This window comes from Roseovarius tibetensis (assembly GCF_050896375.1).
Classification (GTDB): Bacteria; Pseudomonadota; Alphaproteobacteria; order Rhodobacterales; family Rhodobacteraceae; genus Roseovarius; species Roseovarius tibetensis.
In genome coordinates, this window is sequence record NZ_JBPBBB010000028.1 from 15,857 (window position 1) to 41,173 (window position 25,317).

The 25,317-nt window shown below is 64.6% G+C and carries 24 protein-coding genes and 1 pseudogene; 3 read left to right on the plus strand and 22 right to left on the minus strand.

Annotated elements, in window-relative coordinates:
- Positions 1-148 precede the first annotated feature (148 nt).
- The 4 genes from ACROSR_RS15215 to ACROSR_RS15230 form a co-directional block, all read right to left on the minus strand.
- Positions 149-793 (minus strand): CpaD family pilus assembly lipoprotein, encoded by a 645-nt coding sequence (locus ACROSR_RS15215; RefSeq protein ID WP_432686532.1) that lies wholly within the window; start codon positions 791-793, stop codon positions 149-151.
- Positions 794-807: 14 nt separating this feature from the next.
- Entirely contained in the window at positions 808-2,157 is a 1,350-nt protein-coding gene (locus tag ACROSR_RS15220; RefSeq protein WP_432686534.1) for a type II and III secretion system protein family protein, read from the minus strand.
- Between the two features lie 360 nt (positions 2,158-2,517).
- Positions 2,518-3,492, minus strand: coding sequence for a sensor domain-containing diguanylate cyclase (locus ACROSR_RS15225; RefSeq protein ID WP_432686536.1), 975 nt, complete (start codon positions 3,490-3,492; stop codon positions 2,518-2,520).
- A gap of 56 nt (positions 3,493-3,548) precedes the next feature.
- Complete coding sequence (locus tag ACROSR_RS15230) at positions 3,549-3,821, minus strand: hypothetical protein (RefSeq protein WP_432686538.1); 273 nt, start codon at positions 3,819-3,821, stop codon at positions 3,549-3,551.
- Between the two features lie 82 nt (positions 3,822-3,903).
- Between ACROSR_RS15230 and ACROSR_RS15235 the strand changes: the two genes are divergently transcribed.
- Positions 3,904-4,242, plus strand: coding sequence for an Hpt domain-containing protein (locus ACROSR_RS15235; protein ID WP_432686540.1), 339 nt, complete (start codon positions 3,904-3,906; stop codon positions 4,240-4,242).
- Positions 4,243-4,350: 108 nt separating this feature from the next.
- Here the strand turns inward: ACROSR_RS15235 and ACROSR_RS15240 are convergent, their stop codons facing one another.
- From ACROSR_RS15240 to ACROSR_RS15275, 8 genes are all read right to left on the minus strand, one after another.
- Complete coding sequence (locus ACROSR_RS15240; protein WP_432686542.1) at positions 4,351-5,328, minus strand: type II secretion system F family protein; 978 nt, start codon at positions 5,326-5,328, stop codon at positions 4,351-4,353.
- Between the two features lie 12 nt (positions 5,329-5,340).
- Positions 5,341-6,336 carry a type II secretion system F family protein gene (locus ACROSR_RS15245; protein WP_432686544.1) on the minus strand — a complete coding sequence of 332 codons (996 nt, stop codon included), beginning with the start codon at positions 6,334-6,336 and terminating at the stop codon, positions 5,341-5,343.
- Between the two features lie 19 nt (positions 6,337-6,355).
- Positions 6,356-7,882 carry a TadA family conjugal transfer-associated ATPase gene (locus tag ACROSR_RS15250; RefSeq protein ID WP_432686546.1) on the minus strand — a complete coding sequence of 509 codons (1,527 nt, stop codon included), beginning with the start codon at positions 7,880-7,882 and terminating at the stop codon, positions 6,356-6,358.
- A gap of 44 nt (positions 7,883-7,926) precedes the next feature.
- Positions 7,927-9,177: a CpaE/TadZ family protein gene (locus tag ACROSR_RS15255; RefSeq protein WP_432686548.1), complete on the minus strand. Its 1,251-nt coding sequence runs from the start codon at positions 9,175-9,177 to the stop codon at positions 7,927-7,929.
- A gap of 57 nt (positions 9,178-9,234) precedes the next feature.
- A complete protein-coding gene (gene cpaB, locus ACROSR_RS15260) occupies positions 9,235-10,014 on the minus strand; it encodes a Flp pilus assembly protein CpaB (RefSeq protein ID WP_432686550.1) in 780 nt (259 codons plus the stop codon).
- Positions 10,015-10,047: 33 nt separating this feature from the next.
- Complete coding sequence (locus ACROSR_RS15265; RefSeq protein ID WP_432686552.1) at positions 10,048-10,551, minus strand: A24 family peptidase; 504 nt, start codon at positions 10,549-10,551, stop codon at positions 10,048-10,050.
- An 83-nt stretch (positions 10,552-10,634) separates the two neighbouring features.
- Entirely contained in the window at positions 10,635-10,826 is a 192-nt protein-coding gene (locus ACROSR_RS15270) for a Flp family type IVb pilin (protein ID WP_432686554.1), read from the minus strand.
- A gap of 199 nt (positions 10,827-11,025) precedes the next feature.
- Complete coding sequence (locus ACROSR_RS15275; RefSeq protein WP_432686556.1) at positions 11,026-14,067, minus strand: hybrid sensor histidine kinase/response regulator; 3,042 nt, start codon at positions 14,065-14,067, stop codon at positions 11,026-11,028.
- Between the two features lie 842 nt (positions 14,068-14,909).
- On the opposite strand from ACROSR_RS15275, the gene ACROSR_RS15280 reads away from it, so the two are divergent.
- Entirely contained in the window at positions 14,910-15,587 is a 678-nt protein-coding gene (locus tag ACROSR_RS15280) for a LuxR C-terminal-related transcriptional regulator (protein ID WP_432686558.1), read from the plus strand.
- Positions 15,588-15,639: 52 nt separating this feature from the next.
- Here the strand turns inward: ACROSR_RS15280 and ACROSR_RS15285 are convergent, their stop codons facing one another.
- From ACROSR_RS15285 to ACROSR_RS15315, 7 genes and pseudogenes are all read right to left on the minus strand, one after another.
- On the minus strand, positions 15,640-16,008 hold the full coding sequence (locus ACROSR_RS15285; protein ID WP_432686560.1) for a response regulator: 369 nt from the start codon (positions 16,006-16,008) through the stop codon (positions 15,640-15,642).
- Positions 16,009-16,188: 180 nt separating this feature from the next.
- Positions 16,189-16,623, minus strand: coding sequence for a TadE/TadG family type IV pilus assembly protein (locus ACROSR_RS15290; protein ID WP_432686562.1), 435 nt, complete (start codon positions 16,621-16,623; stop codon positions 16,189-16,191).
- Positions 16,620-17,144, minus strand: coding sequence for a TadE/TadG family type IV pilus assembly protein (locus tag ACROSR_RS15295; RefSeq protein WP_432686564.1), 525 nt, complete (start codon positions 17,142-17,144; stop codon positions 16,620-16,622). Before ACROSR_RS15295 ends, ACROSR_RS15290 begins: the two co-directional genes overlap by 4 nt.
- A gap of 29 nt (positions 17,145-17,173) precedes the next feature.
- Positions 17,174-18,874 carry a hypothetical protein gene (locus ACROSR_RS15300; protein WP_432686578.1) on the minus strand — a complete coding sequence of 567 codons (1,701 nt, stop codon included), beginning with the start codon at positions 18,872-18,874 and terminating at the stop codon, positions 17,174-17,176.
- Between the two features lie 39 nt (positions 18,875-18,913).
- A pseudogene (locus ACROSR_RS15305) lies at positions 18,914-19,192 on the minus strand (TadE/TadG family type IV pilus assembly protein); the annotation flags it as partial.
- 169 nt (positions 19,193-19,361) lie between these two features.
- A complete protein-coding gene (locus ACROSR_RS15310; protein ID WP_432686566.1) occupies positions 19,362-21,683 on the minus strand; it encodes a hypothetical protein in 2,322 nt (773 codons plus the stop codon).
- A gap of 108 nt (positions 21,684-21,791) precedes the next feature.
- Positions 21,792-23,072 (minus strand): O-acetylhomoserine aminocarboxypropyltransferase/cysteine synthase family protein, encoded by a 1,281-nt coding sequence (locus tag ACROSR_RS15315; protein ID WP_432686568.1) that lies wholly within the window; start codon positions 23,070-23,072, stop codon positions 21,792-21,794.
- 87 nt (positions 23,073-23,159) lie between these two features.
- Between ACROSR_RS15315 and ACROSR_RS15320 the strand changes: the two genes are divergently transcribed.
- Positions 23,160-23,573, plus strand: a complete 414-nt coding sequence (locus tag ACROSR_RS15320; protein ID WP_432686570.1) for a VOC family protein — start codon at positions 23,160-23,162, stop codon at positions 23,571-23,573.
- Positions 23,574-23,702: 129 nt separating this feature from the next.
- Here the strand turns inward: ACROSR_RS15320 and ACROSR_RS15325 are convergent, their stop codons facing one another.
- The 3 genes from ACROSR_RS15325 to ACROSR_RS15335 form a co-directional block, all read right to left on the minus strand.
- The gene (locus tag ACROSR_RS15325; RefSeq protein WP_432686572.1) at positions 23,703-24,704 is read right to left on the minus strand and encodes a GT-B fold glycosyltransferase domain-containing protein; all 1,002 of its coding nucleotides are present in this window, start codon (positions 24,702-24,704) and stop codon (positions 23,703-23,705) included.
- A gap of 51 nt (positions 24,705-24,755) precedes the next feature.
- Positions 24,756-25,088, minus strand: coding sequence for a hypothetical protein (locus tag ACROSR_RS15330; RefSeq protein WP_432686574.1), 333 nt, complete (start codon positions 25,086-25,088; stop codon positions 24,756-24,758).
- 95 nt (positions 25,089-25,183) lie between these two features.
- On the minus strand, positions 25,184-25,317 hold a 134-nt coding region (locus ACROSR_RS15335; protein WP_432686576.1), incomplete at its 5' end, for a transposase.

A 25,317-nucleotide genomic window follows, 5' to 3' on the forward strand; every position in this document is an offset into this window, starting at 1 on the left:
AAACTGCATCCGCGTCTCCAGCTTCGGTCTCTCGGTTCCGGCCGACAATCGCAACCGGACAAACGGCACCTGTCGGCTTGGTTCGCGGCCGACCTCGCCTTTGCACACACGCGGCCCACCGGGACGCCCGGTGCGCCGCGCAACCGGATCAGTCGTCGACATTCGTATCGAGCGTCACGGTGTTGACCTCTCCTGAACGGTGGCGGCGCACGGCGCCGGCTGCGGGTTCGCCGCGCGCCGGGCCGGTCTGGCGCGGCCGGGTCAGATCGCGCTTGTCGGCCGCCATGACAGCGCGGTTTGTCGGGTTTGCACAATTCAGCACGGGAAAAGGCATGCGGAATGCCAGATCGCTGGCGTTGTAGCCGCCATTTCTGCAATCCACATGCACCTGATCGTGACGAATAACCTGCACCAGCGCCACGTTCTCGCGCGGGTCCCGGCGACTGAAGCCGGGTTGTGCCCGCAGGTCCAGACGCGCGGGACCGGCACTGATCGCGTTCCGAAGGCTCTGACGGCGCTCTCGGTCGCGCCGCTCGGAGCCGGTGCTGCCCATGTGAACGATGATGTCGTCGCTGCGCCGCAGTTCAAGCGCCTTGAGGAATGACGCGAGCCGTGTCGCCTCGCCCGGAGCAAGGCGCGTGCACCCGTCCATGAAGCGCACGTCATGATGGGCCTGCCCGCCATCGGCGATAAAGCGCGCACGCTCGAAGCTGCCGATCGGCTGCTGTCCGCAACTGGCCAGCAAAAGCACGAAAAGCCCGGAAATCACGCCCGGCCTGAGCCAGGCCTGCATGCGACCGCCCGCGTTCATTCGAACGCGAACCCGGCCGCGCCGTTCAGGCGTCGCGCGCTGCGGCCAACGGGTGCCTCACCGCTGCCTTGGAACCGACCCAGCAATATACGCTCGAAATCATTGGGCGGGGTGAAGTCGTCCAGCGGCGTGCGCAGGTTTTCCGGGCGCGACGGCTGGACGATCATCGGCGTCACGAGGATGACCAGTTCGGTCTGTCCGCGCTGAAAGCCGTTGGACCGGAAAAGCGCCCCGATGATCGGGATGGACCCCAGGGCCGGCACGCGGGCCACGTTTTGCGACGACGTGTCCTCGATCAGCCCGGCGATCGAAAAGCTTTGTCCGCTGGCCAGATCGACGGTCGTCTGGGCGCGACGGGTGCTCAGGGCGGGGACATCGGCGCCGCCCGAAAAGTCGATATCGCTCACCTCGACGGCGACGTTCAGACTGATGCGGTTGCCGTCTATGACCGTTGGCGTGAAGGCCAGTCCGATACCGAAATCCTTGAAATCGGTCACCGTCTCGCCTTCTTCGATGCGTTGAAAGGGGAATTCGCCGCCGGCAAGGAAGCTCGCCGGCTCGCCGGTGCGTGCGGTCAGGTTCGGCTCGGCAAGGATCGCGACAAGCCCCTCCTCGGACAGAGCCTCGAGCATCACGTCAAGGTTCAGACCACCGGAGCTTTGCGACACGTCGACACCGTAGCCATTGGTGACCCCGCTGCCGCCGCGAAAGCTGATGCCACTACTGATCCCGAGTTCGTTCCAGCGGATGCCAAGCTGGCGGTCGATGTTGCGACTGACCTCGGCGATCCGCACCTGAAGGTTCACCTGCACCGGCGTGGCGATCTCGAGGCGGTTGAGGATACGCTCCTCCTCGGCGAATTGCCCGGCCACGCGCATCACGTCCTCGGCCTGTTCGGGGGTCTGGACCCGCCCCGTCACGACAAGCGAATTGTTGATGCTGCGGGCGCGCACCTGCTGCCCCGGCGCAACCTGCGAAAGCGCCTCAGACAGCGCGCGGGCGTTGTGCGTCACACGGACATCGGCCGACATCAGAACCCGGTCGTCATTGCCAAGGATGAAAACCGTCGTCTCTCCTATCCCGGTCGCCGTCAGGTACAACATCCGCGACGAGGCGACCTGAACATCGGCCACGGCGGGGTCGGCCACGAACACGTTGACGAACTCGGCGTCCGTCCGCACCAGTTGTCCGGCCCCGACAGACAGCGACAGATCCTCCATCTGCTGCGCATCGACCAGTTCGAAGCTCGTCGCACTCAACGGTGTGACGGCCAAGGTCAGCGCGGCCGATGCCACGGCGAGAATACGTCTGGCCAGTATCGCGGCTGGATGTATCTGGGTGGTCAACACATGTCTCCCTGGTTCAGTCGGCGGTCTCGCGCAAGCGCGCCCGTATCGGTCCGATGCCGTTCGTCCCGAACAGCGCGTCGTACGCCCCGCACCGCCCTTGCATGTCGGACCGGCTGCGGCGGCGTCTGTGCTGACGCGGCGAACGAATTTGTCTCAGGGTAGCTGACGATGGCGCCGCATGGGTTACCCGCGTACGGAATGTGAAAATCCGGCGCCACGGCGTTGCCATTATGCCACACATTCACGCGGGGCCTGCGTCGCGGCACGGCCACCCTCGCGACCGTCACACAGCGGGGCGGCGCATGCACGGGCATGCGGTCCGCTGCGCGCAGATACTCTGCCTGCCTGACCAGCCGCCTACGCGACAACGCGATTTCGTCCCGCGCGCTTGGCATCATAAAGGGCACGGTCGGCAATCCCCGTGATGCAACCGGGTGTCGTCATTTTCTCGTCAAGCTCGGCCAGGCCGATGCTCACCGTCACCCTGATGGCAGCGGACCCATCGAAACGGTGCTCTGCCACGCGCTTGCGCATCCGATCTGCCCAGGACACGGCGGAGGCAAGATCGGTATCCGTCAACAACACCGCGAATTCCTCACCACCAAGCCGGGCGACGATGTCATTCTGGCGGCAGTGTTCCGTGACGATCTCGGCGAAGTCCGTGAGAACACGGTCGCCGGTCGGGTGCCCGAAGACATCATTCACCCGTTTGAAATGGTCGATATCAAGGAACGCCACCACCGCCGTCCCCCTGGTCCGGCGCAACCGCGCCATTTCGCGCTCCAGCCCGGACATGAAGCTGCGCCTGTTGTAGACGCCGGTCAGGTAATCGCGATTGGCTTGGCTGCGCAATTGCATCTGGTTCATGACAAGTTCGGCGAACTTGCTGGTTATCTCGGCCTCGCGCGGGGTGAACCGCCGTGGCGTTGTCTCGAACGCACAGATCGTTCCAAGGTTGTATCCGTCCGCCGTCGTCAGCGGCGCACCTATGTAGCAGCGCAGGAAGGGCGGCCCCGTCACGAACGGGTTGTCGCGGACACGCGCGTCCTGATGCGTGTCCTCGATGATCAGCGGCTCGTATTTACGGATCGCGAAATTGCAGAACGCAGTCTCTCTGGAGCTTTCCTTCAGATCGAGACCGTGGCGCGCTTTCAGGATCTGCTTGTCCTTGCTGATGAGACTGATGGTGACCATCTCCATCCCCAGCACCAGTTGCAGCAGTCTCGTAATATGGTCGAACGTGGCCTCTGACGCGTAGCTCTGCGCATCAAGACGAAGAAGCGCCGCGACGCGGCCGTCTTCATCCTCCAGTTTGTCCGGGTCTATGGTCATGGGCCGACGAGATCCTCTTTCTGAGACTCGGTTGGGCGAACACGGGGCGAAGAGGCCTACCAGGCGTTCGCGTTGAGGTAGTCGAGGTTCACCTCGGGCAACAGGTCCGCCATGTCGTGAATCTCCGACATTTCCAACAGATCGACTCGCACCAGTTTGGACTTGTTCAGCAAAATCATTCTATCGCGAAGCTTGAACGGAATGAAGGGGCGTTCATCGCAAAGAACGTCCAGTACCCGCTGGCTCTGAATAACATGAACGCCACCGTAATACTGGTTGCCGTCTTCGAGCGTCACTTTGACTGGAACGCAAAACTTGGGGTATTTCATTGGCGTGCCTCGATTGGGGTAGGATGGTTGCCACATACCCGCAAAGAACGTGGGGGGACAGAGCAACCGCGGAGGGCCGCAGATGACGGACGTGCAGGATGCCGACAGGTACAAGGAGGCCTGTGCCGTGTTCGGGGACGAGGGCGCGCAGGCCCGCGTACGTATGTTGCGCAGCGATCTGTCGAAACAGCTGACGCGAATCGCGCAAGGTCGTTTCGACCATGCGGCGCTTCGCGAGATGGCCCACAGAACCGCGGGCCGGGCCGGAACCCTGGGGTTTGCGGATCTCGCAGATGCGTCCGCCCGGCTGGATGATGCGGCGCGCCACAATGACGGGGTCGCCGCAGCGCTCGAACACTGGACGCAGCAGGCCCGCCGCGCCGCCGAGCCGCCAACCCCGGCAATGGATGGATCATCCTAGGGTGCGGATACCCCCGATGACCGGAACCGCGCGCCATCCAGCCTGCGCAAGATCGCGGCAAGCGAGGTCGGCAGCCGTCGTCGCGGGACCCGTTCGTGCAGGCCATCATCAAAACGACGCGAGGGCTTGAATGACCGCCGGCGTCGCGATTACCGCGAAGAGAACCGGCAGGAAGAACAGGATCATCGGGACCGTCAGCTTGGGCGGCAGCGCCGCCGCCTTCTTCTCGGCGGCGGACATGCGGAAATCGCGGCTTTCCTTGGCCAGAACCCGAAGCGTCTGCCCCAGTGACGTGCCATATTTTTCAGACTGGATCAGGCCAATCACGGCGGCCTTGATACTGTCCACCCCGGTTCGATTGCCAAGATTCTCATAGGCCTGCCGCCGGTCGGACAGATAGGCGAGTTCGGCGGTGGTCAGCGACATTTCCTCGGCCAGTTCCCGCGACTGGGCGCCGATTTCCTCGGCCACCTTGCGAAAGGCGCCTTCGCTGCTCATCCCCGACTCGACACAGATCAACAGAAGATCGAGCGCGTCGGGCCAGCTGCGGCGCAGGCTCTGGTGCCGCTTGGAAATGAGGTTCTGGACATACAGCTTGGGCAAGACAAATCCGATGACCGCGCCAACGGATGCCAACGCGACCATCACCGGCATGGACATGTCCGGCTGCACCACGAACGCGATATAGACAAAGGCGACGCCCGGCATCACCACCGCCGCGATCAACCGCGAGGCAAGATAGGCGACCAGCGGGGCGCGCCCGCGCAGGCCCGCCATCCGCAAAAGCTTTGACGTGCCGCTTTCGTCGGCCAGACGCGCAAGGCTGAGGCTTTCGACGATCCCCGCAAAGATCCGGTTCGGCTCTTTGGCGAAGAGCCTCGAGCGCGCGCCACCGGCCGTATCTCTGGCCGAGTGTTCGCGGCGGGGCAGTTGACGACGATCCTTTTCCACGACGCGGATACGTTCTGCCATCCGGTCGCGTACGAGCCATGGCCAGGCAAGCGACAGGATGACGCCCACGACCGACAGGGCCGAAAGAACAATGATCGCTTGCTGTATCAACGGGTTTGTCAGGTCGATTGGCACGTCCGGACTCTTTCACATGTCGAAGTTGATCATCTGTCGCATGATGAAAATGCCGATTCCCATCCATAGCGCACTTGCGACGATCACGATGTTGCCGATTTGTGTCTGGTAAAGCACGGCGAGGTAATCGGGGCTGGTAAGCTGAACAAGGCCCGCAACAATGACGGGAAGCGAGCCGATGATCCCCGCCGAGGTCTTGGCCTCCGCGCTCATCGCCTTGACCTTCGCCTGAAGCTGCCGGCGACTGCGCAGAACCGTTGCCAGATTGCCCAGGGCCTCGGTCAGGCTGCCGCCCGCGCGGCTCTGGATCGCGACGACGATCGCGAGAAATCCCACCTCTTGAAGTGGCACGCGCTGCGCCAGCCGGTCAACGGCCTCTTGCAGCGGCATGCCCACGGACTGGTCCTCGACCACCTGACGGAATTCGCCGCGGATCGGTTCGTCGGTATCGGAGGCGACGATCGCGAGGCAATCCACCAGCGGACGCCCGGCCCGAACGCCGCGGACGATCAGGTCGACCACGTCGGGAAATCCCGCGGCAAATGTGGCCAGACGTCGCCGCCGCAGAAACGCGACATAGGCCTTGGGCAGGATCAGGCCGGCAACCCCCGCGATCCCGCCCGCGAACAGCGCCCCCAGCGGCAGGGACGCAACGAATGCGCAAGCGGCGACCACAACTTGCACCAGCCGGTACCCGCGCGGCGACCACTCGAGGCCCGCCTCGCGCAGGCGCTGCTCCAGCCCCGGCCGGCGCCGGTTCTCGAAACGGGCCGACTGCCGTTCCTCGATTTCCTTCAACGTCTTTTCGATGGCCTTGCGCCGGGTCGAGGACTTGCCACCCGACGCGGTCTCGGCGACATCACCGCGACCGCTGCCAAGCGCCGCCGCCATCCGGCGATTGCGGCGCGCGCGGGCCTGAAGCGACGGCATGACGACGGCCAGCACCAGCCCGGCCACCGCCAGCACGACGAGCGGAACGATCAGAAGGGTCAGGCTGAATTGCGTCATGTTTGCATCACGGACCGGGTCAATTGGGGCTCTTCGAGTCTTCGAGTGCGCGCGCCAGCCGGTCCTCTTCGCCGAAATACCGGGCGCGATCCCAGAACGCCGGACGCCCTATGCCCGTGGACTGGTGCTGGCCGATGATGCGTCCCTGATCGTCCTCGCCGAGGACCTTGTAGAGAAAGACGTCCTGCAGGATCGGCACATCCCCTTCCATACCCAGCACCTCGGTGATGTGGGTGATGCGCCGCGAGCCATCCCGCAGACGCGCCGCCTGGATGATGACGTCGATGGACGACACCGCCATCTGCTGGATCGTGTGCGACGGCAGATCGTAGCCGCCCATGGTGATCATCGCGCCAAGGCGCGACAGCGCTTCGCGGGGCGTGTTCGCGTGCAGCGTCCCCATTGAGCCATCGTGACCGGTATTCATCGCCTGAAGCAAATCGAAGGCCTCGGGGCCGCGCACCTCGCCGACGATGATCCGCTCGGGCCGCATGCGCAGGCAGTTCTTGATGAGGTCGCGCATGGTGACCTCGCCGGTGCCTTCCACGTTTGCCGGCCGGGTCTCCAGTCGCACGACGTGCGGCTGTTGAAGCTGGAGTTCCGCCGAGTCCTCGCACGTCACGATGCGCTCTTCGGATCCGACATACCGGGTAAGACAGTTGAGAAGCGTCGTCTTGCCCGACCCGGTCCCGCCCGAGATAACGACATTGCACCCGATGCGGCCGATGATCTTGAGGATCTCGGCGCCCGCCGGCGTGATCGAGCCGAAGCCGACAAGCTCGTCGAGCGTCAGCTTGTCCTTCTTGAATCTCCGGATGGTCAGGCTCGGGCCGTCGATCGCAAGGGGCGGTGCGATCACGTTGACACGGCTGCCGTCGGGCAACCGGGCGTCACAGATCGGGCTCGACTCGTCGAGGCGGCGACCGACCTTGCTGACGATGCGCTGACAGATATCGAGAAGCTGCTGATTGTCCCTGAAACGGATCGATGTCTGCTGAACCTTGCCACCGACTTCGATATAGATCGGGTTGGTGCCATTGACCATGATATCAGCGATATCGTCACGCGCCAGCAACGGCTCGAGCGGACCATAGCCGAGGACATCGTTGCAGATTTCTTCTGTCAGCTCGAACTGCTCGCTGGTGGACAGCACGGCGCGCTTTGCCGCAAGGATCTCGCTGACGACGCCGCCGACCTCGCGCCGGGCCGCCGAAAGGTCCAGTCGACCAAGTTCGGTGATGTTGATCGACTCGATCAATGCGCCGAAGATCTCTTTTTTCAGATCGATATATTCGGCCGCCTTCTCGGGCATTGCCGGCTTGGCGGCTACGCGCGGTTGCGACGGGGTCGGCTGCGAGACGGTCGGCTTCGACGGGGCTGTCGGCGCCTGCGGCGCGGGCACGTCCTGCGGTTGCGTCACCTCGTCCGCCGGCGCGTCCGGTGCCACGCGATCTGGCATGGCCACCACCCGTGGCTTTTCGGAAACGGGCGGAACGACCTTCTGCGCCGTCTCGATCGCCGTACGTTTTCCAAAGGATCGTGACATTTCGGGTCTCTTCCGTTGCGGTTGGGTGGGATATGGCCCTGCGGTCAGCCGTGACTGAACAGCCGGCGAAGTCGGCCACGCGGCCGCGGCTTGCCGCGTCCCGTCAGGGTCTGGGCCAGCGCCTGTACCGCGCATTGCGCCTTGCCGCGCGACGCCGTCTCGCGCAGCGCGCGCCCTTCGGCCGCGGCCGTCCCGAAGGTGCCCGCGTCAAAGGTGATGATCGCACAGCTTTCGACACCGACGCTCTTGGCGAATTTCTCGGCGGGAATCTCTTTGCGCTTGGGCATCCGGCAGGTGTTGAGAACGACACGAGGCGGCGCATCGTTGGGCCGCAGGGCGCGTAGCCGCTCCATGATCGCGCGCGTGTTGCGCAGGTTCGGCAGGTCGGGGGCGGCCACGATCACCACCTCGTCCGCCGATATCAGGGCATCGCGGCTGACATCCGACCAGTCATGCGGCAGATCGAGCACCACGCGCGGAAAGGACCCCCGCGCGATCTCGATCATGCGCTCGATCACACCCGTCGCGGGATGCGCCTCACTCAGCGGGTCCTCGAATCCGGGCAGCACGCTCAGGTATTCGCCGCGCTGCACGATCAGCCGGTCAAGAAGCGCCGAGTCGAGCTTTTCGGGGTCATCGACGTATTTCTCAAGCCCCGTCACCGGTTTCAGGTCAAGGTTCACGGCGGTCGATCCGAATCGCAGATCGAGGTCAAGCAGCAACGTCGGGCTCGCCTCCTCCTCGGCGATGGTCCAGGCGATGTTCTGTGCGAGGGTCGAGGCGCCGACCCCGCCCTTGGCGGCCACGAACGCATAGACCGATCCCAGCTTCGTCGCCGCGCCCTCGGCAAACAACTCTTGAACCGTTGCGACATAGACAAGGGGCGTGATCGTCCCGACAAGATATTCCGCGATGCCGCGTGCCATAAGGGTGCGGTAAAGGGCGATGTCGTTCTCGACGCCGATCACGACCACCTTGGTGTCCGGATGGCACACCTCGGCAAGCGCATCGAGTTCCTGCAACAGCGTATCGCCCCCGGTGGTCGCCTCGACGACCAGAAGCGATGGCGTCCGCCGGGTTTCAAAGGTCTTGCACGCCTGGGTGATGCCGCCCTCGGTCATTTCCGTCTTGACGCGGGTCAGCCGGCGATCGGCGCTCGCACGCTCTATCGCGTCACGCGTCGCGGCAGTCTGGATGAACGCGGCCACCGTCAGGTGCGGCACCCGGACGCTTGACGGTGCCGCGCGGTCATCCACGACGCTGGCCTCGTTCAACAGGACGGGGGCATGTTGCATCATCTGTTCCTATGTTCGACGACACGACCCGGCCGACTCTGGCGAACCGGGCACATGTCAGTTGATACTCACGTCCTCGATCGTGCGTCCGCGCCCCACGCGGATGGTCTTCTCGGGGGGCGGCTCCATCACCGTCAGCGTCGCCTCGCCCGGCGTCTCTTCCCGTGGGCGCAGCGACAGCGACAGGGTGCCCGTCACCCCGGCGGCCGTCACGGCCTCGGCCTGCGTTTCCGTCAGCTCGAGGGTTGCCGTCTTGCCAAGGACCGTTCCTGCGCTGACGTCATCGGTGGTCTGGTCGATGGCCAGAACCCGGACACCGCGCATGATGGTACGGGTGCGCACCCCGCTGACACCCCCGCGGGCGTTTTCGCTGGTATGCAGGATGTCGACCCGGTCATTGGGCAGGATGAAACCGCCTGCCGTGCTCTGGGTGCTAGCAGAGATCCCGACCGCCCGCTTTCCCGGCGAGAGCATGGCGGCAAGGTAGCCCCCCGGCGTCTTCGACAAAAGGTGGTTGCCGATCGGCTCGCCGGGCAGGATCTGGCGGCTGGCATAAAGCCCCGCAAGCTCGGTCGCGGCATTCGGCTGTGCGTTGCGCTCGATGAAGGCGGCGGGCACGGCATCCACTGGCCAGCGCTGCCACCGCAAGGCATCCGCGGACACCTGTGCGCCGCGCGCCACCTCCTGCGCCGCCATCAGAACCGATGTCATCTCGGGGCCGACAGGAACCGGGTCCGGTGCGGTGGCGGCTGTGTCGGGTGATGTTTCCTGCGACACGATCCAAGCGGCACCGCCACCGGCCCCGAGGGCAACGATCAAAATGAGAATTCGCAGCATGTCATTCCTCCAGGCAGAGGCGAAAGAGGGCCGTCAGCCTATCAACAAGGCGTCCGGCCGCAAGATCACGGTGGCGATCGCCGCCGCCGCGATGGCAATTCCATAAGGCACGCGATCCATCGGCTCGCGCAGGGCGGCGATCCGGTGGCCCGCAAGGTGGCCCGCGCCTAGGGCCCGTGCCGCGATCAATGCCAGTGTCAGGATCCCGCCGCCAAGCGCGGTCAGGATCAGCAGGCCCGGCGTTGCCGCCGGACCGAGCCAGAGGGCGGTGACGGCCAAGAGTTTCACGTCGCCGCCGCCCATCCAACCCTTTGCGAAAAGAACGAAGCCACCGGCGAGAACCGAAAGGCCGACCGCCATTCTGGCGGCAAGATCGAGCCATACCGGCCCGGCCTGCACAGCACAGAGGGCGGCGCCGGCCAGCAAGTATAGGGTCAACGCATTCGGGATGCGCATCCACACCGCGTCACTGGCGGCAGCCACCCCCTGACCGGCGATGAACCAGGCAGAGGCTAGGATCAGTAGACCGTCTTGCATGACTTGCGGCGTTCCGTTCCTTGTCGCACTGCCGTGCCGCCGGTCAGGCGATGATGGCAGTGCGGCAAGGGGAGCGAGAGGGATTAATTAGTAGTGGCAGTCGTGGTGGCAGTATCAAGCTGACCGCTGATGCCACCGAAAAGCTCAGACAGGTCCGTGCCGAGAGTCGTAAGCGCAACAATCAGCCCCACCGCCACCAGCCCGGCAATCAAGCCATATTCGATGGCGGTCGCGCCGGAGTCGTTGGTCTTCAGTTTCGTGATCAGTTTAAGCATGATCTGGTTTCCTTCTTGGAAAGGTTATCCGGCTATGCCGGGGGGAATGATGAACCCTTCTTTCGGAAGTAACGAGCAACCTTGACGGGTTTCAACGCCCAGTACCTTGCAACTTTGGCGGTCGCGGCACTAGCTGGCATCTTGGCCTAGCCATCCGGTCAGGTCGGCTGGCCGTGCGTGACATGCGTGACATGCGGCGTCAGGACGGCGGCGCGGGGCGGGTCGCGAGCCCCTGTTTGACCTTCGCGATTAACTCGTTCGTACGAAAGGGCTTGTCAAGCATCGTTACCCCCTGCGGCAGGTCGCGGTGCCTCTGGGGGGCGTCGCGGGTATGGCCGGATGTGAACAGGACGCCGATCCCCGGATGCATCTGCTGCGCCCGTCGGACAAGCTGTGCCCCTGTGATACGGCCGGGCAAGACGATGTCGGTAAAGACGAGATCGAATCCGCTGTCGTTTTCCAGCAGGTCCAGTGCGTGTTCGCCGGTCTCGGCAATGACCGGGCAAAACCCGCGCCGGTTCAGCGCCGCGCACACGAATGACCGAAGATCGCCGTCAGGCTCGACCACCAGAATGCGGTGCCCGGTGCCGCGTTCACGGGCCGCCGATGACCGCGGTTGCGGCGTGTCCCCGCCGGACACTAGCGACACGGGCAGACACAGGACGATGTCGGTGCCGCTGCCCACCTCGGAATCGATTCGGGCATGACCGCCGGACTGCTTGGCCATGCCGTAGACGGAACTGAGCCCCATGCCCGTGCCGACGCCGGGCGCCTTGGTGGTGAAGAACGGCTCGAACGCGCGCGCGACGACCTCGGGCGACATCCCGATCCCGTCATCGATGACGTCGATCCTGATGTAGTCGCCCGGTGCGCAATCGCTGCGTCGGCCGTCATCCTCGATGTGTTTTGGCCGGGTCCGGATCGTGATCGTCCCGGCCTGCGGGATGGCGGCATTCGCGTTGATGACGAGGTTGAGCAAGGCCGCCTGCAACCGGTCCGGATCGGCATGAGCCACGGCGGGCGCATCGGTCAGGTCGTAGTCGATGGTCACGCCGGTCTCGACGGCGCGTTCGAACAGCGTGGCCGAATCGCGGATCAGCTTGTTGATATCCGTGGGCCGCGATTCGAGGGGCTGGCGCCGCGAAAACGCCAGCAGGTCGTTCGAGATGCGGGCGCCCCACTCGGCCGCGGCCTCGATCGACCGAAGCGCCGCATTCTCGCCAAGATCGTCCAGCAGTATATCGCAATTGCCCAGAATGACCGTCAGCAGGCTGTTGAAATCATGCGCGATCCCCCCGGTAAGCTTGCCGACTGCCTCAAGCTTTTGCGACTGATGCAGTTGCGCATCCAGCAGCCGCAGATCGGTCACGTCCGACATCGCCCCGACCATGCGCCGCGGTGCGCCATCGTCGTCGCGCAGAATGAATACCTTGTCGATCATGTTGCGCCACGACCCGTCCTGCGCCTTCATCCGGTACTCGCAGCGCCACGTCTGCGCATCGCCCTGCAGCGCGGCGTCGAGGCTTTCGCCAAGGGCGCGGCGATCGTCGGGGTGAACCCTGTCCAGCGCGTTCTCGATGCGCCCGCCCTCGATGTTCTCGACGTGCCATTTCGCAACCGGCCAGAAGGTCGATCCGGTGTGATCGCTGTTCCAGATCACGCCGTCCCGCACGTCCCAATCCCAGATGATGTCCTGGCTTGCCATGCTGGCGAGACGAAACTGTTCTTCGCGTGCACGCAGAAGGCTTTCCCTGTTGCGCCTTTCGGTCATGTCCCTCTGGACGGAGACGAAATGCGTGCACGCGCCGCTGGCGTCGAACAGCGGGGTGATATCCAGCTCGGTCGTGAACCGGCTGCCATCCTTGCGGTAGTTCGTGAGTTCCGTGCGTACGCATCGGCAGGCCTGAATGGCCTCGCGGATCTCGTCGAGGCGCTCCTGCTCGGTGTCGGGGCCCTGCAATATGCGCGGCGTCGCACCCAGAACCTCGTCTTTTGCGTAGCCGGTCATGGCCGTGAACGCCTCGTTGACGTAGACGACGGTTTCCGGGCGCGCACCCTCAGTGATCAGCACCACGTCGCTGACCCGCGCAAGGGCCGTACCGAGCAGGTGCGACCGCGCGCGGTCCGCGTGTTCCTTCGTCACGTCCTGAAGGTGGATGGCGACGCCGTCGGGCGACGGGTCTACCGCAACTCTCACACAACTCTGCGACCCGGCGATCTCGCAATCGAAGGTCTGACGCTCGCCCGTGTCCAGCGCATCGCGGACCGCCGGTGCCAGATGCGACCTGACGGCGCCGGACAGCGCGTGCCCCATGTCACCGCCAACCGGATCGTGCCGCGTCACGCCAAGGATGGTCTGCGCACCGCTGTTCATGTACAGGATCGTCCCGTCGCGGTCCTGAAGGATGACACCATCGCTTATCCGGTCGAGGATCAATCGCAGAAGCGCCGCAACCTTTTGCCCGGCACCACCTTCATGGGTTGCAAGGCCAGCGTCGATCCGTGCCGCAACAGGCCGTGGGCCGTCGCGCGCGCCGGATCCCGCCTCAAACGGCGCGTTCCGGGTCTCGACGGCTGTCGCGCGCCCCATCTGCGTCAAGGGGATACGGTCGCGCATATACCGGACCGCGGTGGACAGTCCGCGATCCGCCCGCTGCGATCCGATGAACGCCATGGCGAGGCCAAGCAGGAGGATCGCCAGAACGGGCACCGAAAGGACAGTCAGGCTTTCGGCCATGGTACCGCCACCGGGCATCATTGCGGCGACGTGGAAGGTTTCGTTTTCGATGGCGACCTCATCGACGAAAATATCGAGCACCGTCCCTTGAATGTCCGCCTCGCCAGCCATGTCGGGCGCAGGCATGTCGAGACGCGAACCGATTGGCACCGTTTCGAGTGTCGTGGCCACGACATGCCCGGCGACGTCGGTCACGACCAGCCGGACGGGCCCGTCGCGCATGCCGCCCCCGAGGCTGTCCGCCAGCGCGTTCAGTCGTACCGCCACGATGGCCAGTGTGACGCCCTCCTCGCGGTACGAGCCGACCGTGCGCAGCACCGGCATGACGGCGTCACCCGTCGCCGGGTCGATTTCATTTCTGCCAAAGATCACGTCGCCGGTCCGGCTTGATCCGGCGTCGGGCGCCCAGTTCGACAGGTCCAGATCCATCTGCGCATCGGGACCCGCGCATAGAAACTGCCCGTCCGGCCCCGCGATCCCCATGAACGCATAGGTGTCGTCCATGGCGTGTCTTGCCGGTGTCAATGAATCGTCGCACCCTGGCCCGACAGGATCCAGCGCCGACAGGACGGATGTCATGGACGCCGCGTGTCGCAGGGATCTCGATACCGTTTGCGCAGCGTCCTCCGCCACGCTCTGAAGGCGCTTTGACCGCTCGCTGGCTGACCCGCGTTCGGCGATATACGCCACCACGCCGAGGATCAGAGCCAGCAACGTGATTGACAGGACAAGGCGGCGCGTGGGCGGCTGTACGCTCGTCATGGTGATATCGTGTATCTCCCTTCCCATTACCGCCCATGATCCGGCGGTCGTGGTCCGTCATCCGGCGCGATCCAAGGCCCGGTCTTGGCGTAGCGACGACGACCTCCGGGCGGGCCGGATAGTGCCCCGACACTCGCATGCCAAGGGTGACGCATGGTCAACCATTCATACCGCAGGCGCAACGTCTGCGCAGCGACCCGACGCGGCACCGTGGCCAGGCGGGGTTGATCGCAGAGCTTCACGGCGGATGGCCGGACGACGGCCGATATACACCCCCGCCCAAGAGCGGTGCCCGTAGCGCCCATACGCCCGGCCCCCATAACCGTCGAGGGACCGGAATAGACGCGTCCGCGGCACATCCAGACCCCCATAAGCTATTGAACCCGAGGGCATGACCTGCGACAGACCGTACACAACACAGACCGGCGCAAACGTCGCGTCCAATCGCCGTCCGATGCGGAAAGTCAACATATCGAAATCTGTTTCGAACCCGACACTCCATGTCCCTTGATAGACCCGCGTTGGACTGCCAATATAATCACAAGATGAACCTGCGCGCCAGCTTGCAACCGGAACAAGAAGTCATGTCGCAGCAGATCGAACTCTCAACCCTGTCGCCGGTGATTGTCATCGATGATGACGAATTCTTCCGCGTTGCCATAGAAATCGTGCTGCGGGACTGGTTCGGGGTCGAAAATGTCGTCATCTGTGCAACGGCGCAGGACGCGATCGCGCAGTTTTCGGGCTCCACCACATTCGGTCTGGGCCTCGTCGACCTGAACATGCCGGGGATAGAAAACCACGATCTTCTGGCCACGTTGAGAGCCGCGCAGCCCGAGATGCGCCTTGTGGTGCTGTCCGCCTCGAGGTCTCGCGACGACATACTCATGGCCCTCTCGGCGGGCGCGCAAGGGTTCATAAACAAGGGGCTGGGTATCGGCGAAGCCAAGACCGCAATCCGGCAGATCGCAGACGGTGCAGTCTATGTGCCGCCCTTCACACCGCAATCGGGTGTTTCCCCGGTCGCGCGTGAATCCGGGCACCAAAGCCCACATGCCTCTCTTGACGCGCTGACACCACGTCAGATGGAGGTGCTTCGCCTGCTTGTTGCAGGGCAGCCGAACAAGGGCATCGCGCGAACGCTCGGCATCAAGCCCAGCACGGTAAAGTTTCACCTTTCCTTCATCTTCCAGATCCTGAGGGCGGCGAACCGTGTCGAGGCGGCGATCATCGGGGCGCGCCTGCTGGAAAAAATCGACTGATCTCGCCTGCGGGCGGGGCCCCGCAGGCGTGACGCCGCCAGACCCGCGACCATCACATCAGGCGAGACAGCCGATCCGCAAGCTCGTGTCGCCGGTAGGGTTTCGGCAGAAGTTCGACATTATGCTGCAAATCCCGCCCGGCGCATTGCAGCGATCCGGGATCGCCCGACGTAAGGATCACCCACAGATCGGGCCGTATCAAAAGCGCCTGTTGTGCCAACTGCGCCCCGTCCGGCGCCTTGCCCAGACGCAAGTCGACGAACAGACCACAGATCTCGGGGTCCTGTTGCAGCATGCGCAAGGCGATCACGGCCTCCGTCGCGGCGACTGCCGGGTAGTTCAGCGATGCAAGGACGCGCAACGCGAAGTCCAGCATCATGTGATCGTCATCGACGACAAGCAGTTTTGCACCGGTACCCATCTGATTTATTGTCTTTCAACTAAAATGAAAATAACACTTTTTATCGTCTTGGGGCACGACCACCCCGGTCCGTACGCGCGTTGCCCATGGCGACGGTCGAAATTCGTCCTGTCTGGCAGCGGGTCGCGGCATTATGTTGCGTTCCCGACACCGGCACCGCAACCCGTCATGCAAGATTCATCACGAAGACGGGACAGGAAAACAGGCGTCGACCTCGATCCACGTGTCGCTCAAAACGAGGAAAACACTGGTGAACCTGTGCCGTATCCCGATCCGGGCGAAGACGGCGACGCTGTGACAGTCCGACGATGCCTCGGGGGTCACTGTATCGCTATCAAGTCCAATACCCCATTGCGCGGCCTGGTTGTTGACGAAACTGATCGTTGCCTGCTGATCCATGGCGTCATCCACAAAGCAGGGCGCAAGCCGCAGACCCAGACAGCGCGCCCCGGTCGATGCGGCATCCTGCAACGCAAGCCGCGTCCAAGTGTATCGGCTGATCTCGATCGTGCCGATCAGCATCAGCATCAACGGCAGCGCAATGGCGGCAAATTCGATGGCGACGGCGCCACGCGGGTCGCGAAGAAATGCGCGAATCCCGCCACCCCGGATCACTGCAACCGCAAAACGGTGCTGGCCTTCACCGTTTCCCCTTCGATGAAGGCATATCCCGGAAACAGCGAAACATGGCGCGCGTCTGCAGAAAGCCGCACGAATTGTCCCGCGCTTTCCCCCGTGGTGCAGGTTGTTGCACAGCCCACCGCCGGCCCCCACGAGATCTCGCCCGCGTCACGCGTCGGGCAGTAACAGCTCGCCCCGTCGCCCGACAGCGGATCGACCGAAATCGCGGACCCTGTCCAGCGCGCAAGGGCGGCGTTGTTGACGTTCACTTCTGCGGTCTGCGATGCGCCCCCCTGCAACAGTGCGACAAGCTTCTCCGCCAGCTCTGCGGCAGTCTGATCGGGCGGCGCGGACTGACCCAACGCGTACTCTGCCGCCGCTGTCACGCGGGCGTCCAGCGAGAGTTTGCCATAGGCGGCGCTGCCAATATCGATCACCGCAGCAATTATGACCAGCAGGACCGGGGCAACAAGGGCGAATTCAACCGCGATGCTGCCGCGTTCGTCGTGTCGCATGGACCGGATCATGCGGGGTATCGCGAAGCTCATCTCAGGATCACCACCTGCCCGCTGCCGCCCGATTGCGGCAGGCTCTCGCATTCGGAGGCGACAGAGGTTCCGCCGGACAGGGTTATTTCCGTGCCGATCAGTTGCAGGCATCCGCCGCTGCCGCCGCTGGCACTCGCGCCGCCATCAAACAGGATCGGACCGTTGGGGAAATAGAAGGCGCCGGAGACGACACTGCCCGACGCCCCCGCCTCGAACACGGCACCCGCGCTGATCGAAGGATCGAGAGGCCCAATCAGCGCGATATCTGCAAACGGCCCGGACGTTGGCGCCGTGAACCGGACATTGTCCTGACCACCGCTAAAACAGATGGCCTTGCCGGCACAACCGTAGCCGTCCGGTCCTGCGCCGACGCCTGACACCATGAACGTGGTCTCTTCAGCCAGGATGGAGTTTGTTCCGCCACGGCACGAAGCGCCGCCTGTCACTGCGTGCATGTAGCCATCAACTGCATAAAAACCTGCGCCGAAGGTAACCGCACCCTCGACACTGATTGGTCCGTTGATCTCGTGGACCGCGGCGGCAGGCACTTCGAGGCAGCTTCCACCACCCGTCTCGATCCGGCCAGTGACTTCGAAGATGCCGCCGTGGTCGACGTTAACGTCTCCCATGAATAGCTCACCGCTTCTAAGCTCGATCGCGTTGCCATTGGATGCGGGACCGATCCGAAAGCTGCCAGCGCCGAATTCGGTGACACCGTAACTGGTGTAAATGCCCTTCGCCACGTCGTAGGTGCCATCCCCAAACATCATGCGATTGCCGTCATTCCGGATGGCGCCACCCACGTTGAAGACGCCAGATCCGAATTCGGTGACAGAACTACCACTGCTGATGATATCACCGCGAATGTTGTAGGTGCCGTCGCCGAATGTCATGCTTTCTGATGAACTGACGATATTCCCCGAAAAATTGTAGACGTCAGATTGCGCACCGCCGGTGTTGAAGCGTAGCGACAGCCCGCCGCCCATGGTGATCGTACCGATATTCACCGGGGAGCCCCCAGGACAGGAAAACGTCCAGGTGCTACCTGCCTTGTTGGCCGTGCAGCCGATAGATTGCGCAACCTGTTTGGGTGTACCCTGTTGAAAGGTTTCGTTGTATGCAAAATGGATATCCGGGCCGCTCGGAACTGTTGATGAGGTCGCGCCCGACGGCGCCGAAAGAGACGCGGTGTCGGTCATCTGCGTTGCCGCCGTCCCAAGTGCCGCCATCCCCGCAAGCGGGTCGGATGTCGGTTGGCGCTTGATATCCGCCGTTTCTCCGTCGGGGCCCTTGATTGTATCGCACCATTGAGGAAGAGGATTGCCACCTGCGTTGTATGACAGCGAGGACGTGATGATCTGTGTGCCGCACGGTGCCTCTACCTCGGCGTTGGAGGCCACGCCGCACTCGTCGGCGCGCAACGTCGTCCCCCCCGACATGGTAACCCCGCTGCCATCCGCATCAAGCGCCTGGATGCAGGCCGGGTCGCCCCCTGTCGTGCCGGCGACGGCGGATGTCACGACGTCGACGGAGGTTCCGCCACCGACGAATTGCGGAAGATAAAGCCGTTTTGGCTTTGTGATCGTCGCCCGCACCGCCATGTCCGCGCCGCCCGGCGCCGTGGTGTCGAGTTCCACGACGATTTCATCCGCGCCGAATCCGTTCAGGCGCGCGACGCCCCTCGCGGCATCGGTCATCGGGCCTGTCCCGCCGGTCCGGACATAGGCCACGGCCCCGGCATGCGCGGCAAAGTCGGCCGTCCGCTGCGCCTCGGCGCGGACGGCCAGAATCTGGCCGTATTCAAGCGCCAGCCCCGCGAAACCCAGAAGTACGGGAAGCGCGATCCCGGCGATGATTGCCACCGCGCCACCCTCGTGCCGGGCGAACGCGGCGAGATCCCATGCGGGGCCCGAGCTGGGCGCGTCCTGCGTGCCACCCGGTACCGGCAAGGGCGTTGTCCTGCGCTGTGTCCTGGGGTGACGCGGCATTTTCTTTCCAGTCCTGATCATCGGCATCCGTGAGCCAGCCGATGTGTGACAAAGCTGAATGAGAGTAGGCGAACCAGTCGACGCGTGATAGCTGGCCGGACGGACAGGCCGTTTGGCCAGTCCAGCATGGTTCGGCGCGACATCGCGGCGCGTCCCGGATACGCTCGTCGGTATCTCGGGGCCGACCTGAGCGGGCCTAGCCCCGCGGCATGCGCAGGACCACGGCGCGCCCACGCTTGGTGTAGCGCAGTTCACTGTCACCGATCGCCGACACGCGCCCGCCGTCGATGCTGTCACCGACCTCGACCTTTCGGTAGCGTCCATTTGACAGGCGCACAAGGGCGCGGCGGTTCGACGGACTGCCATAGACACCGATCAGGTTGACCTGGCGCAGATTGATTGCATTGCGTGACGTGGCGCGCTGCGCGACCGAGGCAGAACTTGGGATGCGCGGGGCGGCGGCGCGCGGTTGCGCGGCCTCACGGCGCACGATGCTCTGGAAATCGCTTGGGCGCTGGCGCGGCTTGAGCGACGCCGTCACGGCCTCGGCCCACGCGGCCTCATCTGGGCCGGGGCTCTCGGCCGCCTCGGCCAGCGCGGCATCCACCGCATCGGTGTCAGGTGCGGGCGACATGGCGGCCCTCTGCACCGCCTCGGGGCGCGTCTGCGGGCGCAGGCTGGCCAGTTCGGTGCGCGAGCGGCCGCCAAGGGCGCCACGCTCCTGACGTTCGACGAGATCCTCTGGCCGCGTGCGCGGACGGATTTCCGAAATGCGTTCAAGCTCGGCCGCGGCCTCCGGCGTGAGCGACAGGCCCGGCACCGGCACCACGCGCGGCGGTGTGTCGGGGGGGCGCACCGGCGGCGGGCCTGCGCGAACAAGGACGCCGTCCGGTGTCAGGGACCCGTCGGGCGTCGCCGCGACAAGCCCGCGTGCGTCCAGTTCGAAGGTTGTGCCCGGCGGCGCCGGGGCGGCAGGCGTATCGGGACGGGTATCGCGGCGCCGTGCAGGCATGTCAGGCAGCGCAACCGCATCGCCGACCGAGACATCCTCGTCTATTGAGGTCAGGTAGAACTCTTCAAGGCTGCCTGCATCGGGCTGAACCGGCGCCTCGGGCGGGATCTGCCAGATCCCCGTTTCGGCATACCGTGCCCGTGCCTGTTCCGGGGTCAACGGTCCGGTGCGCGCGGGGGGCTCCGACGCCTCCTCGGTATCTGTCGCATCCGAGGTCTCGGGCGGCGGGGCAATCGCGACCTGCGGCGCAGGGTCATCCCCGGCCTGTCCGGGATCGACCGGCACCGGGTCCGACATGATGGCGTCCGGGCTTTGCGGGGTCACGGCGACCTGCGGTTCGCTCCACCGCACAAGCCGTGCGAGATCGGAGTCGGGAAACATCGTCGCCCATGCGGCGACGCCCGCCAGGACCAGCAGCAGCAGCGCCGTCATGATCAGCCCGAGAAACCGCGGCTTGCCCCGCTGGCCGCGTTGCGTCGCGCGTGCGCCGAAGATGGTCAGACGGTCGGCCTCGTCCTCGGCGCTCGCGGCCGCGGTTCCCGCGCCCTTGACGGTGGCGATGGTGCCAGGCCCATCCTTTTTTCCCCTGCGCGACGATCCTTTTCCGGACCCTGCCCCCTGTGCGGGACGGCGGCGCGGGGTCGGGGTCTCCGGGCGCGGCTGTCCGGTGGCATCGGCGACGGTGGGGCCGTCACCACGCGGCGCAAGACTGGCGGCGGCGGGGGCGGGATTGGCAACCGCGCCCTGCCCGCCTTTCGACGCGGCACGATCCGGAGTATCTCGCGCCGCGCCGGAAAGATGCGGCGCGCCGGTCTCGGGCGCGTCTTGGGCGGCCCGTGCCGCGCTCAGGGCGGGCGCGCTGGACGCGGCGCCGGCCTTGTCCTCGGGGTCCGACGTTGGCATTGCCGCGGTCGTCTCCTGATCCACCGGCCCCTCAGTCGCGCCATCCGGGGGCTGCGGCTCGGGCAGGCTGGCAGCGCCGGCAATCTCGATCGGGTCCTGATCCCGCACGACCCGCGCGCCGGCTTCGGAGGTTTCACCGAAAAACGGCTCTGTCCCGAAATTTGTCGCTTCTGGCCGTGCCACGAAACTCACCGGGTTGAAGCGATGCTCGACCGCGAAATTTTCCGCCTCTTGCAGGGTTTCACGCGCCACCGCCGCGACGCGAAGCCGCCCGTCCACGACGTTCCAGTCGAAGGCCAGATCGTCGAGGGCATAGGGGGTGGCCCCGTCCAGTGCGCGCATCGCCGCGGCCTCGTGATCCGCGTCCGGCGCGTCAGACGCTGCAAGGTCGAGGTAGCGGATCTGGGAGTCCGGAATGACGAGTTTGCTTGACACGCCCGACGGCTCCAGCGAACCGGCTTTTTCGCGCAGGGCGGCAAGTTCCATGGTCAGATCGGCACTGTCAAGCGAGACCTCCCCGACGAGATGCCACTGCGATGCCCCGGTCCGGTGCAACAGACCGATACCGTCAAAGGACAGGGAAAGGGCGAAATTCGGTTTCATCTCTACCGCTTTAACACGCGCCGTTTGCCATCGGGAGTCCCATGTTCATCGTCGCGAGGGTATAGCAGAGAAACGCGCAGGCCAACCCACATGACCTGCGCGCAGCCCTCAAGCACCAGCCTTGCGCAACCCCTGGTCCAGATCCGCGATCAGATCGTCGGCATCCTCGATCCCGATCGAGATGCGTACCACGTTCGGTGCGGCGCCCGCCGCCTCTTGCTGGTCGGGTGTCAGTTGTCGGTGCGTGGTCGAGGCCGAATGAATGATCAATGACCGCGTATCGCCCAGGTTGGCGACATGGCTGAACAGATCCAGGCTGTCGACCAGCGCGACACAGGCATCATAGCCGCGCTTGAGCGCCACGGTGAAAAGCCCGCCCGCGCCCTTGGGGCAGATTTTCGGCACGCGGTCGTGATAGGGCGACGATTCCAGACCCGCATAGGTCACGTGATCGACCGCCGGGTGGCTTTCGAGCCATCCGCCGACCTTCACGGCATTCTCGCAATGGCGCTGCATCCGCAAGCTCAGCGTCTCGATCCCCATCAGCGTGTAATGTGCCGCCTGCGGGTTGAGCGTCATGCCAAGATCGCGCAAGCCTACGGCAATGCCGTGAAAGGTGAAGGCGAGCGGGCCGAAGGTCTCGTGGAACTTCAGCCCGTGATAGGCGGGCTCGGGCTCGGACAGCGACGGGAACTTTCCGCTCGCGGACCAGTCGAAATTACCCGAATCGACCACCACGCCGCCCGTGACCGTGCCGTTGCCGGTCAGGAACTTGGTCATCGAATGCACCACCAGCGTCGCGCCATGCTCGATCGGGCGGCAGAGATACGGCGTGGCCGACGTGTTGTCGACGATCAGCGGCAGACCGGCCGCATCGGCCAGTTTGGCCACCGCGTCGAGATCGGCGATGTGCCCACCGGGATTGGCGATGGATTCGCAGAAGATCGCGCGCGTGTTCTCGTCGATGGCGGCATTGATCGCATCGGCATCGTCGATATCGACGAATGTCGCCGACCAGCCGAAGCGCTTGATCGTCTGGCTGAACTGCGTAACCGACCCGCCGTATAACCGCGTCGACACCACCACGTTGCAGCCCGGCGCCATCAGCGGAAAGAGCGCCATGATCTGCGCCGCGTGCCCCGACGAACAGCAGACGGCGCCCGCGCCGCCCTCCAGTGTCGCCATCCGCTCCTGCAGCGCGGCGACGGTCGGGTTGGTGAGGCGCGAATAGATGTAGCCGACCTCTTGCAAGTTAAAGAGGGCCGCGGCGTGTTCGGCGTCGCGGAACACGTAAGCGGTCGTCTGATAGATCGGCACCTGCCGCGCGCCGGTTGCCGGGTCGGGGCGTGCGCCCGCGTGCACTTGCAACGTGTCGAAACCATAGGCCATAGGGTGGGTCCTTTTTTCGCGAACTGCTTGCAAACCGGATTACGGCATTGAAAGGTGCCTCGCAACAGCGATGAGGAGACCGGACCGATGCCGCACCCCTTTCACTTGGCGATCAACGTGACCGACCTCGACGCGGCGCGCGCCTTTTATGGCGGGCTTCTGGGCGCGGTCGAGGGCCGCTCGACCGAGACATGGGTGGATTTCGATCTCTTCGGGCATCAATTGTCGCTGCACCTGGGCACGCCCTTCGCCACCGAGGCGACGGGACGGGTGGGTGACCACATGGTGCCGATGCCGCATTTCGGCGTGGTCCTGCCACTGGACGACTGGCACGCCGTGGCGGCGCGCCTGTCATCGGGCGAGGTGGATTTCGTGATCCCGCCCTCGGTACGCTTCGAGGGCGAGCCGGGCGAGCAATGGACGATGTTCTTTTTCGATCCGTCGGGCAACCCCGTGGAGATCAAGGGATTTGCCGAGACGGCCGGGATCTTCAGGGCCTGAGCGCCGCACCGCCTTGCAGCCGCCGGAGTCGGGTATTTTTCCAAGAAGAAACAGGAGAGACCGGAATGGCGGGTGTCTTCTTGGCCCAAATACCCGGCTCCGGCTGTCGCGGGCGCACCGCTTCGGCGCTCAGCGCATCCAGAACCCGTTGCGCCTGAGCGTGTTGCGGATCGCCTGTTCGCGACGCGGCAGATCCGTCTGGTCGAACAGCGCGCGCGCCTTGCGCCCGCGTCCCTGATAGATCATCCGCTTGATCGGCTCGTATTGCTTGATCGCCTTCTTGATCTTGTGCGGCGCGGTCACCTCTTCCAGCACCTCGATCACCCGGTCGGATTCGCGGGCATAGAGCAGGGGCAGCGCGCGGTAGTGACAGGTGATCTCGCCATCCAACAGTCCCGCTGGCAGGGTGGCACGGCCGCCGCCAAGCGCGTGGATCACCAGCGGCAGCGCCACCTGATCCAGCCACGGATCGAGCGACTGGCAGATCAACTCGACCGGCGGATCATCCCGGATCGCGAGCGCATAGTCGAGGAACAGCTGCCCGAACACCTGTGGACACCGGTAAAAGAAGAACCCGGCATTGAAGTAGAGATAGCGTTTCCAGTACTCGTCAGGTTCGCTCGGGTCGATCGAACTTTCGAAATCCAGCCCGAACTTGTCGTAGAGCGATGCCCAGATCGCCGTGTAGCCGGGACCGTAAAGCTCGGGTTCGGGCCAGGTCCCGGTGCGGCGCAGCGACGCCGTGGGGCGGTCGAAATCGAACGGCACGCGGGCCAGTTCCCCGGTCACCAGCGTATCGGTGTCGAAAAAGACGAACGGCACGCCCTCTGGCAGCGCCAGCAGCGCCTCGATCTTGTTGCCGTACGGATAGGCATGACCGAAATGCCGCGCGTCGAAGGGCAGGATCTCGGCGCCCAACTCGGCCAGCAGGGTCCGGATGTCGTCATTCTTCATCCTCGGATCGTTGGGCCACATCGGACCGGGCTGAGGCTCTGCAATGAAAAGCCGCCCCGGAAATCCCGGCGAACTGGCCCGCAACGACGCTGCAAAAATCAGCGCCTCGTATTCCAACCGCCCCCCCTGCCCGACGATCACGATGTTGAAGGATGGAGGCGCGTCGTCATGCGGCATTGTCAGTCCCTGCCTGAGTGCAAGGTCCCGTACATGACCTGCACGTCCTATTCAACGCTTGCCAAACCATGTCGCGATCAGAAACCAAACGCGGTTCCCGGATAGAACGCATTCCTCATCGGGTATGAAGGCGGCCTGATCGGGCCGCACCTGATCGACCACGAGGGGCAAGGCGATGTTGCCATGCCCGAAACTTCCGCTACCAAGTCGCAGTTCGCTGCCCGGCGTGGTCGCCGCTCGCGGCGAGATGAAGTTGATCGCGCCGCCCAGCAACGTCGCGCCGAGCCGGTTGGCTGACGCGCCGCGCCATATCTCGATGGCCTCGGCGGTGCCGGGCGCGGCGAGCCCCACGATAGAGGAGCCGTACGCGCGGTCGACCGGCATCCCGATGCGCCTGCGCGGCAGCTTCGGGGCGGATGTCGAGAGAAACTGGAGTGGGGGACGTCGGCCGATCCTGGCTGGCTCTGTAGGCTCTGGACTCATAACCAATAGATGACAGTCGCGGCTAGCGCGATCGCCGATAGGAAGACCTTGGCGCACCTGTCATACCGAGTTGCGACACGCCGCCAGTCCTTGAGCCTGCCGAACATGATCTCGATACGGTTGCGGCGTT

Excerpts from the sequence above, each read along its gene's own strand:
- ACROSR_RS15215 (WP_432686532.1), bottom strand. The coding sequence starts at position 793 with ATGCAGGCCTGGCTCAGGCCGGGCGTGATTTCCGGGCTTTTCGTGCTT.
- ACROSR_RS15225 (WP_432686536.1), bottom strand. The coding sequence starts at position 3,492 with ATGACCATAGACCCGGACAAACTGGAGGATGAAGACGGCCGCGTCGCG.
- ACROSR_RS15230 (WP_432686538.1), bottom strand. The coding sequence starts at position 3,821 with ATGAAATACCCCAAGTTTTGCGTTCCAGTCAAAGTGACGCTCGAAGAC.
- ACROSR_RS15235 (WP_432686540.1), top strand. The coding sequence starts at position 3,904 with ATGACGGACGTGCAGGATGCCGACAGGTACAAGGAGGCCTGTGCCGTG.
- ACROSR_RS15245 (WP_432686544.1), bottom strand. The coding sequence starts at position 6,336 with ATGACGCAATTCAGCCTGACCCTTCTGATCGTTCCGCTCGTCGTGCTG.
- ACROSR_RS15250 (WP_432686546.1), bottom strand. The coding sequence starts at position 7,882 with ATGTCACGATCCTTTGGAAAACGTACGGCGATCGAGACGGCGCAGAAG.
- ACROSR_RS15255 (WP_432686548.1), bottom strand. The coding sequence starts at position 9,177 with ATGCAACATGCCCCCGTCCTGTTGAACGAGGCCAGCGTCGTGGATGAC.
- cpaB (WP_432686550.1), bottom strand. The coding sequence starts at position 10,014 with ATGCTGCGAATTCTCATTTTGATCGTTGCCCTCGGGGCCGGTGGCGGT.
- ACROSR_RS15265 (WP_432686552.1), bottom strand. The coding sequence starts at position 10,551 with ATGCAAGACGGTCTACTGATCCTAGCCTCTGCCTGGTTCATCGCCGGT.
- ACROSR_RS15270 (WP_432686554.1), bottom strand. The coding sequence starts at position 10,826 with ATGCTTAAACTGATCACGAAACTGAAGACCAACGACTCCGGCGCGACC.
- ACROSR_RS15275 (WP_432686556.1), bottom strand. The coding sequence starts at position 14,067 with ATGGACGACACCTATGCGTTCATGGGGATCGCGGGGCCGGACGGGCAG.
- ACROSR_RS15280 (WP_432686558.1), top strand. The coding sequence starts at position 14,910 with ATGTCGCAGCAGATCGAACTCTCAACCCTGTCGCCGGTGATTGTCATC.
- ACROSR_RS15285 (WP_432686560.1), bottom strand. The coding sequence starts at position 16,008 with ATGGGTACCGGTGCAAAACTGCTTGTCGTCGATGACGATCACATGATG.
- ACROSR_RS15295 (WP_432686564.1), bottom strand. The coding sequence starts at position 17,144 with ATGCGACACGACGAACGCGGCAGCATCGCGGTTGAATTCGCCCTTGTT.
- ACROSR_RS15300 (WP_432686578.1), bottom strand. The coding sequence starts at position 18,874 with ATGACCGATGCCGCGAGGGGCGTCGCGCGCCTGAACGGATTCGGCGCG.
- ACROSR_RS15310 (WP_432686566.1), bottom strand. The coding sequence starts at position 21,683 with ATGAAACCGAATTTCGCCCTTTCCCTGTCCTTTGACGGTATCGGTCTG.
- ACROSR_RS15315 (WP_432686568.1), bottom strand. The coding sequence starts at position 23,072 with ATGGCCTATGGTTTCGACACGTTGCAAGTGCACGCGGGCGCACGCCCC.
- ACROSR_RS15320 (WP_432686570.1), top strand. The coding sequence starts at position 23,160 with ATGCCGCACCCCTTTCACTTGGCGATCAACGTGACCGACCTCGACGCG.
- ACROSR_RS15325 (WP_432686572.1), bottom strand. The coding sequence starts at position 24,704 with ATGCCGCATGACGACGCGCCTCCATCCTTCAACATCGTGATCGTCGGG.
- ACROSR_RS15330 (WP_432686574.1), bottom strand. The coding sequence starts at position 25,088 with ATGCCGGTCGACCGCGCGTACGGCTCCTCTATCGTGGGGCTCGCCGCG.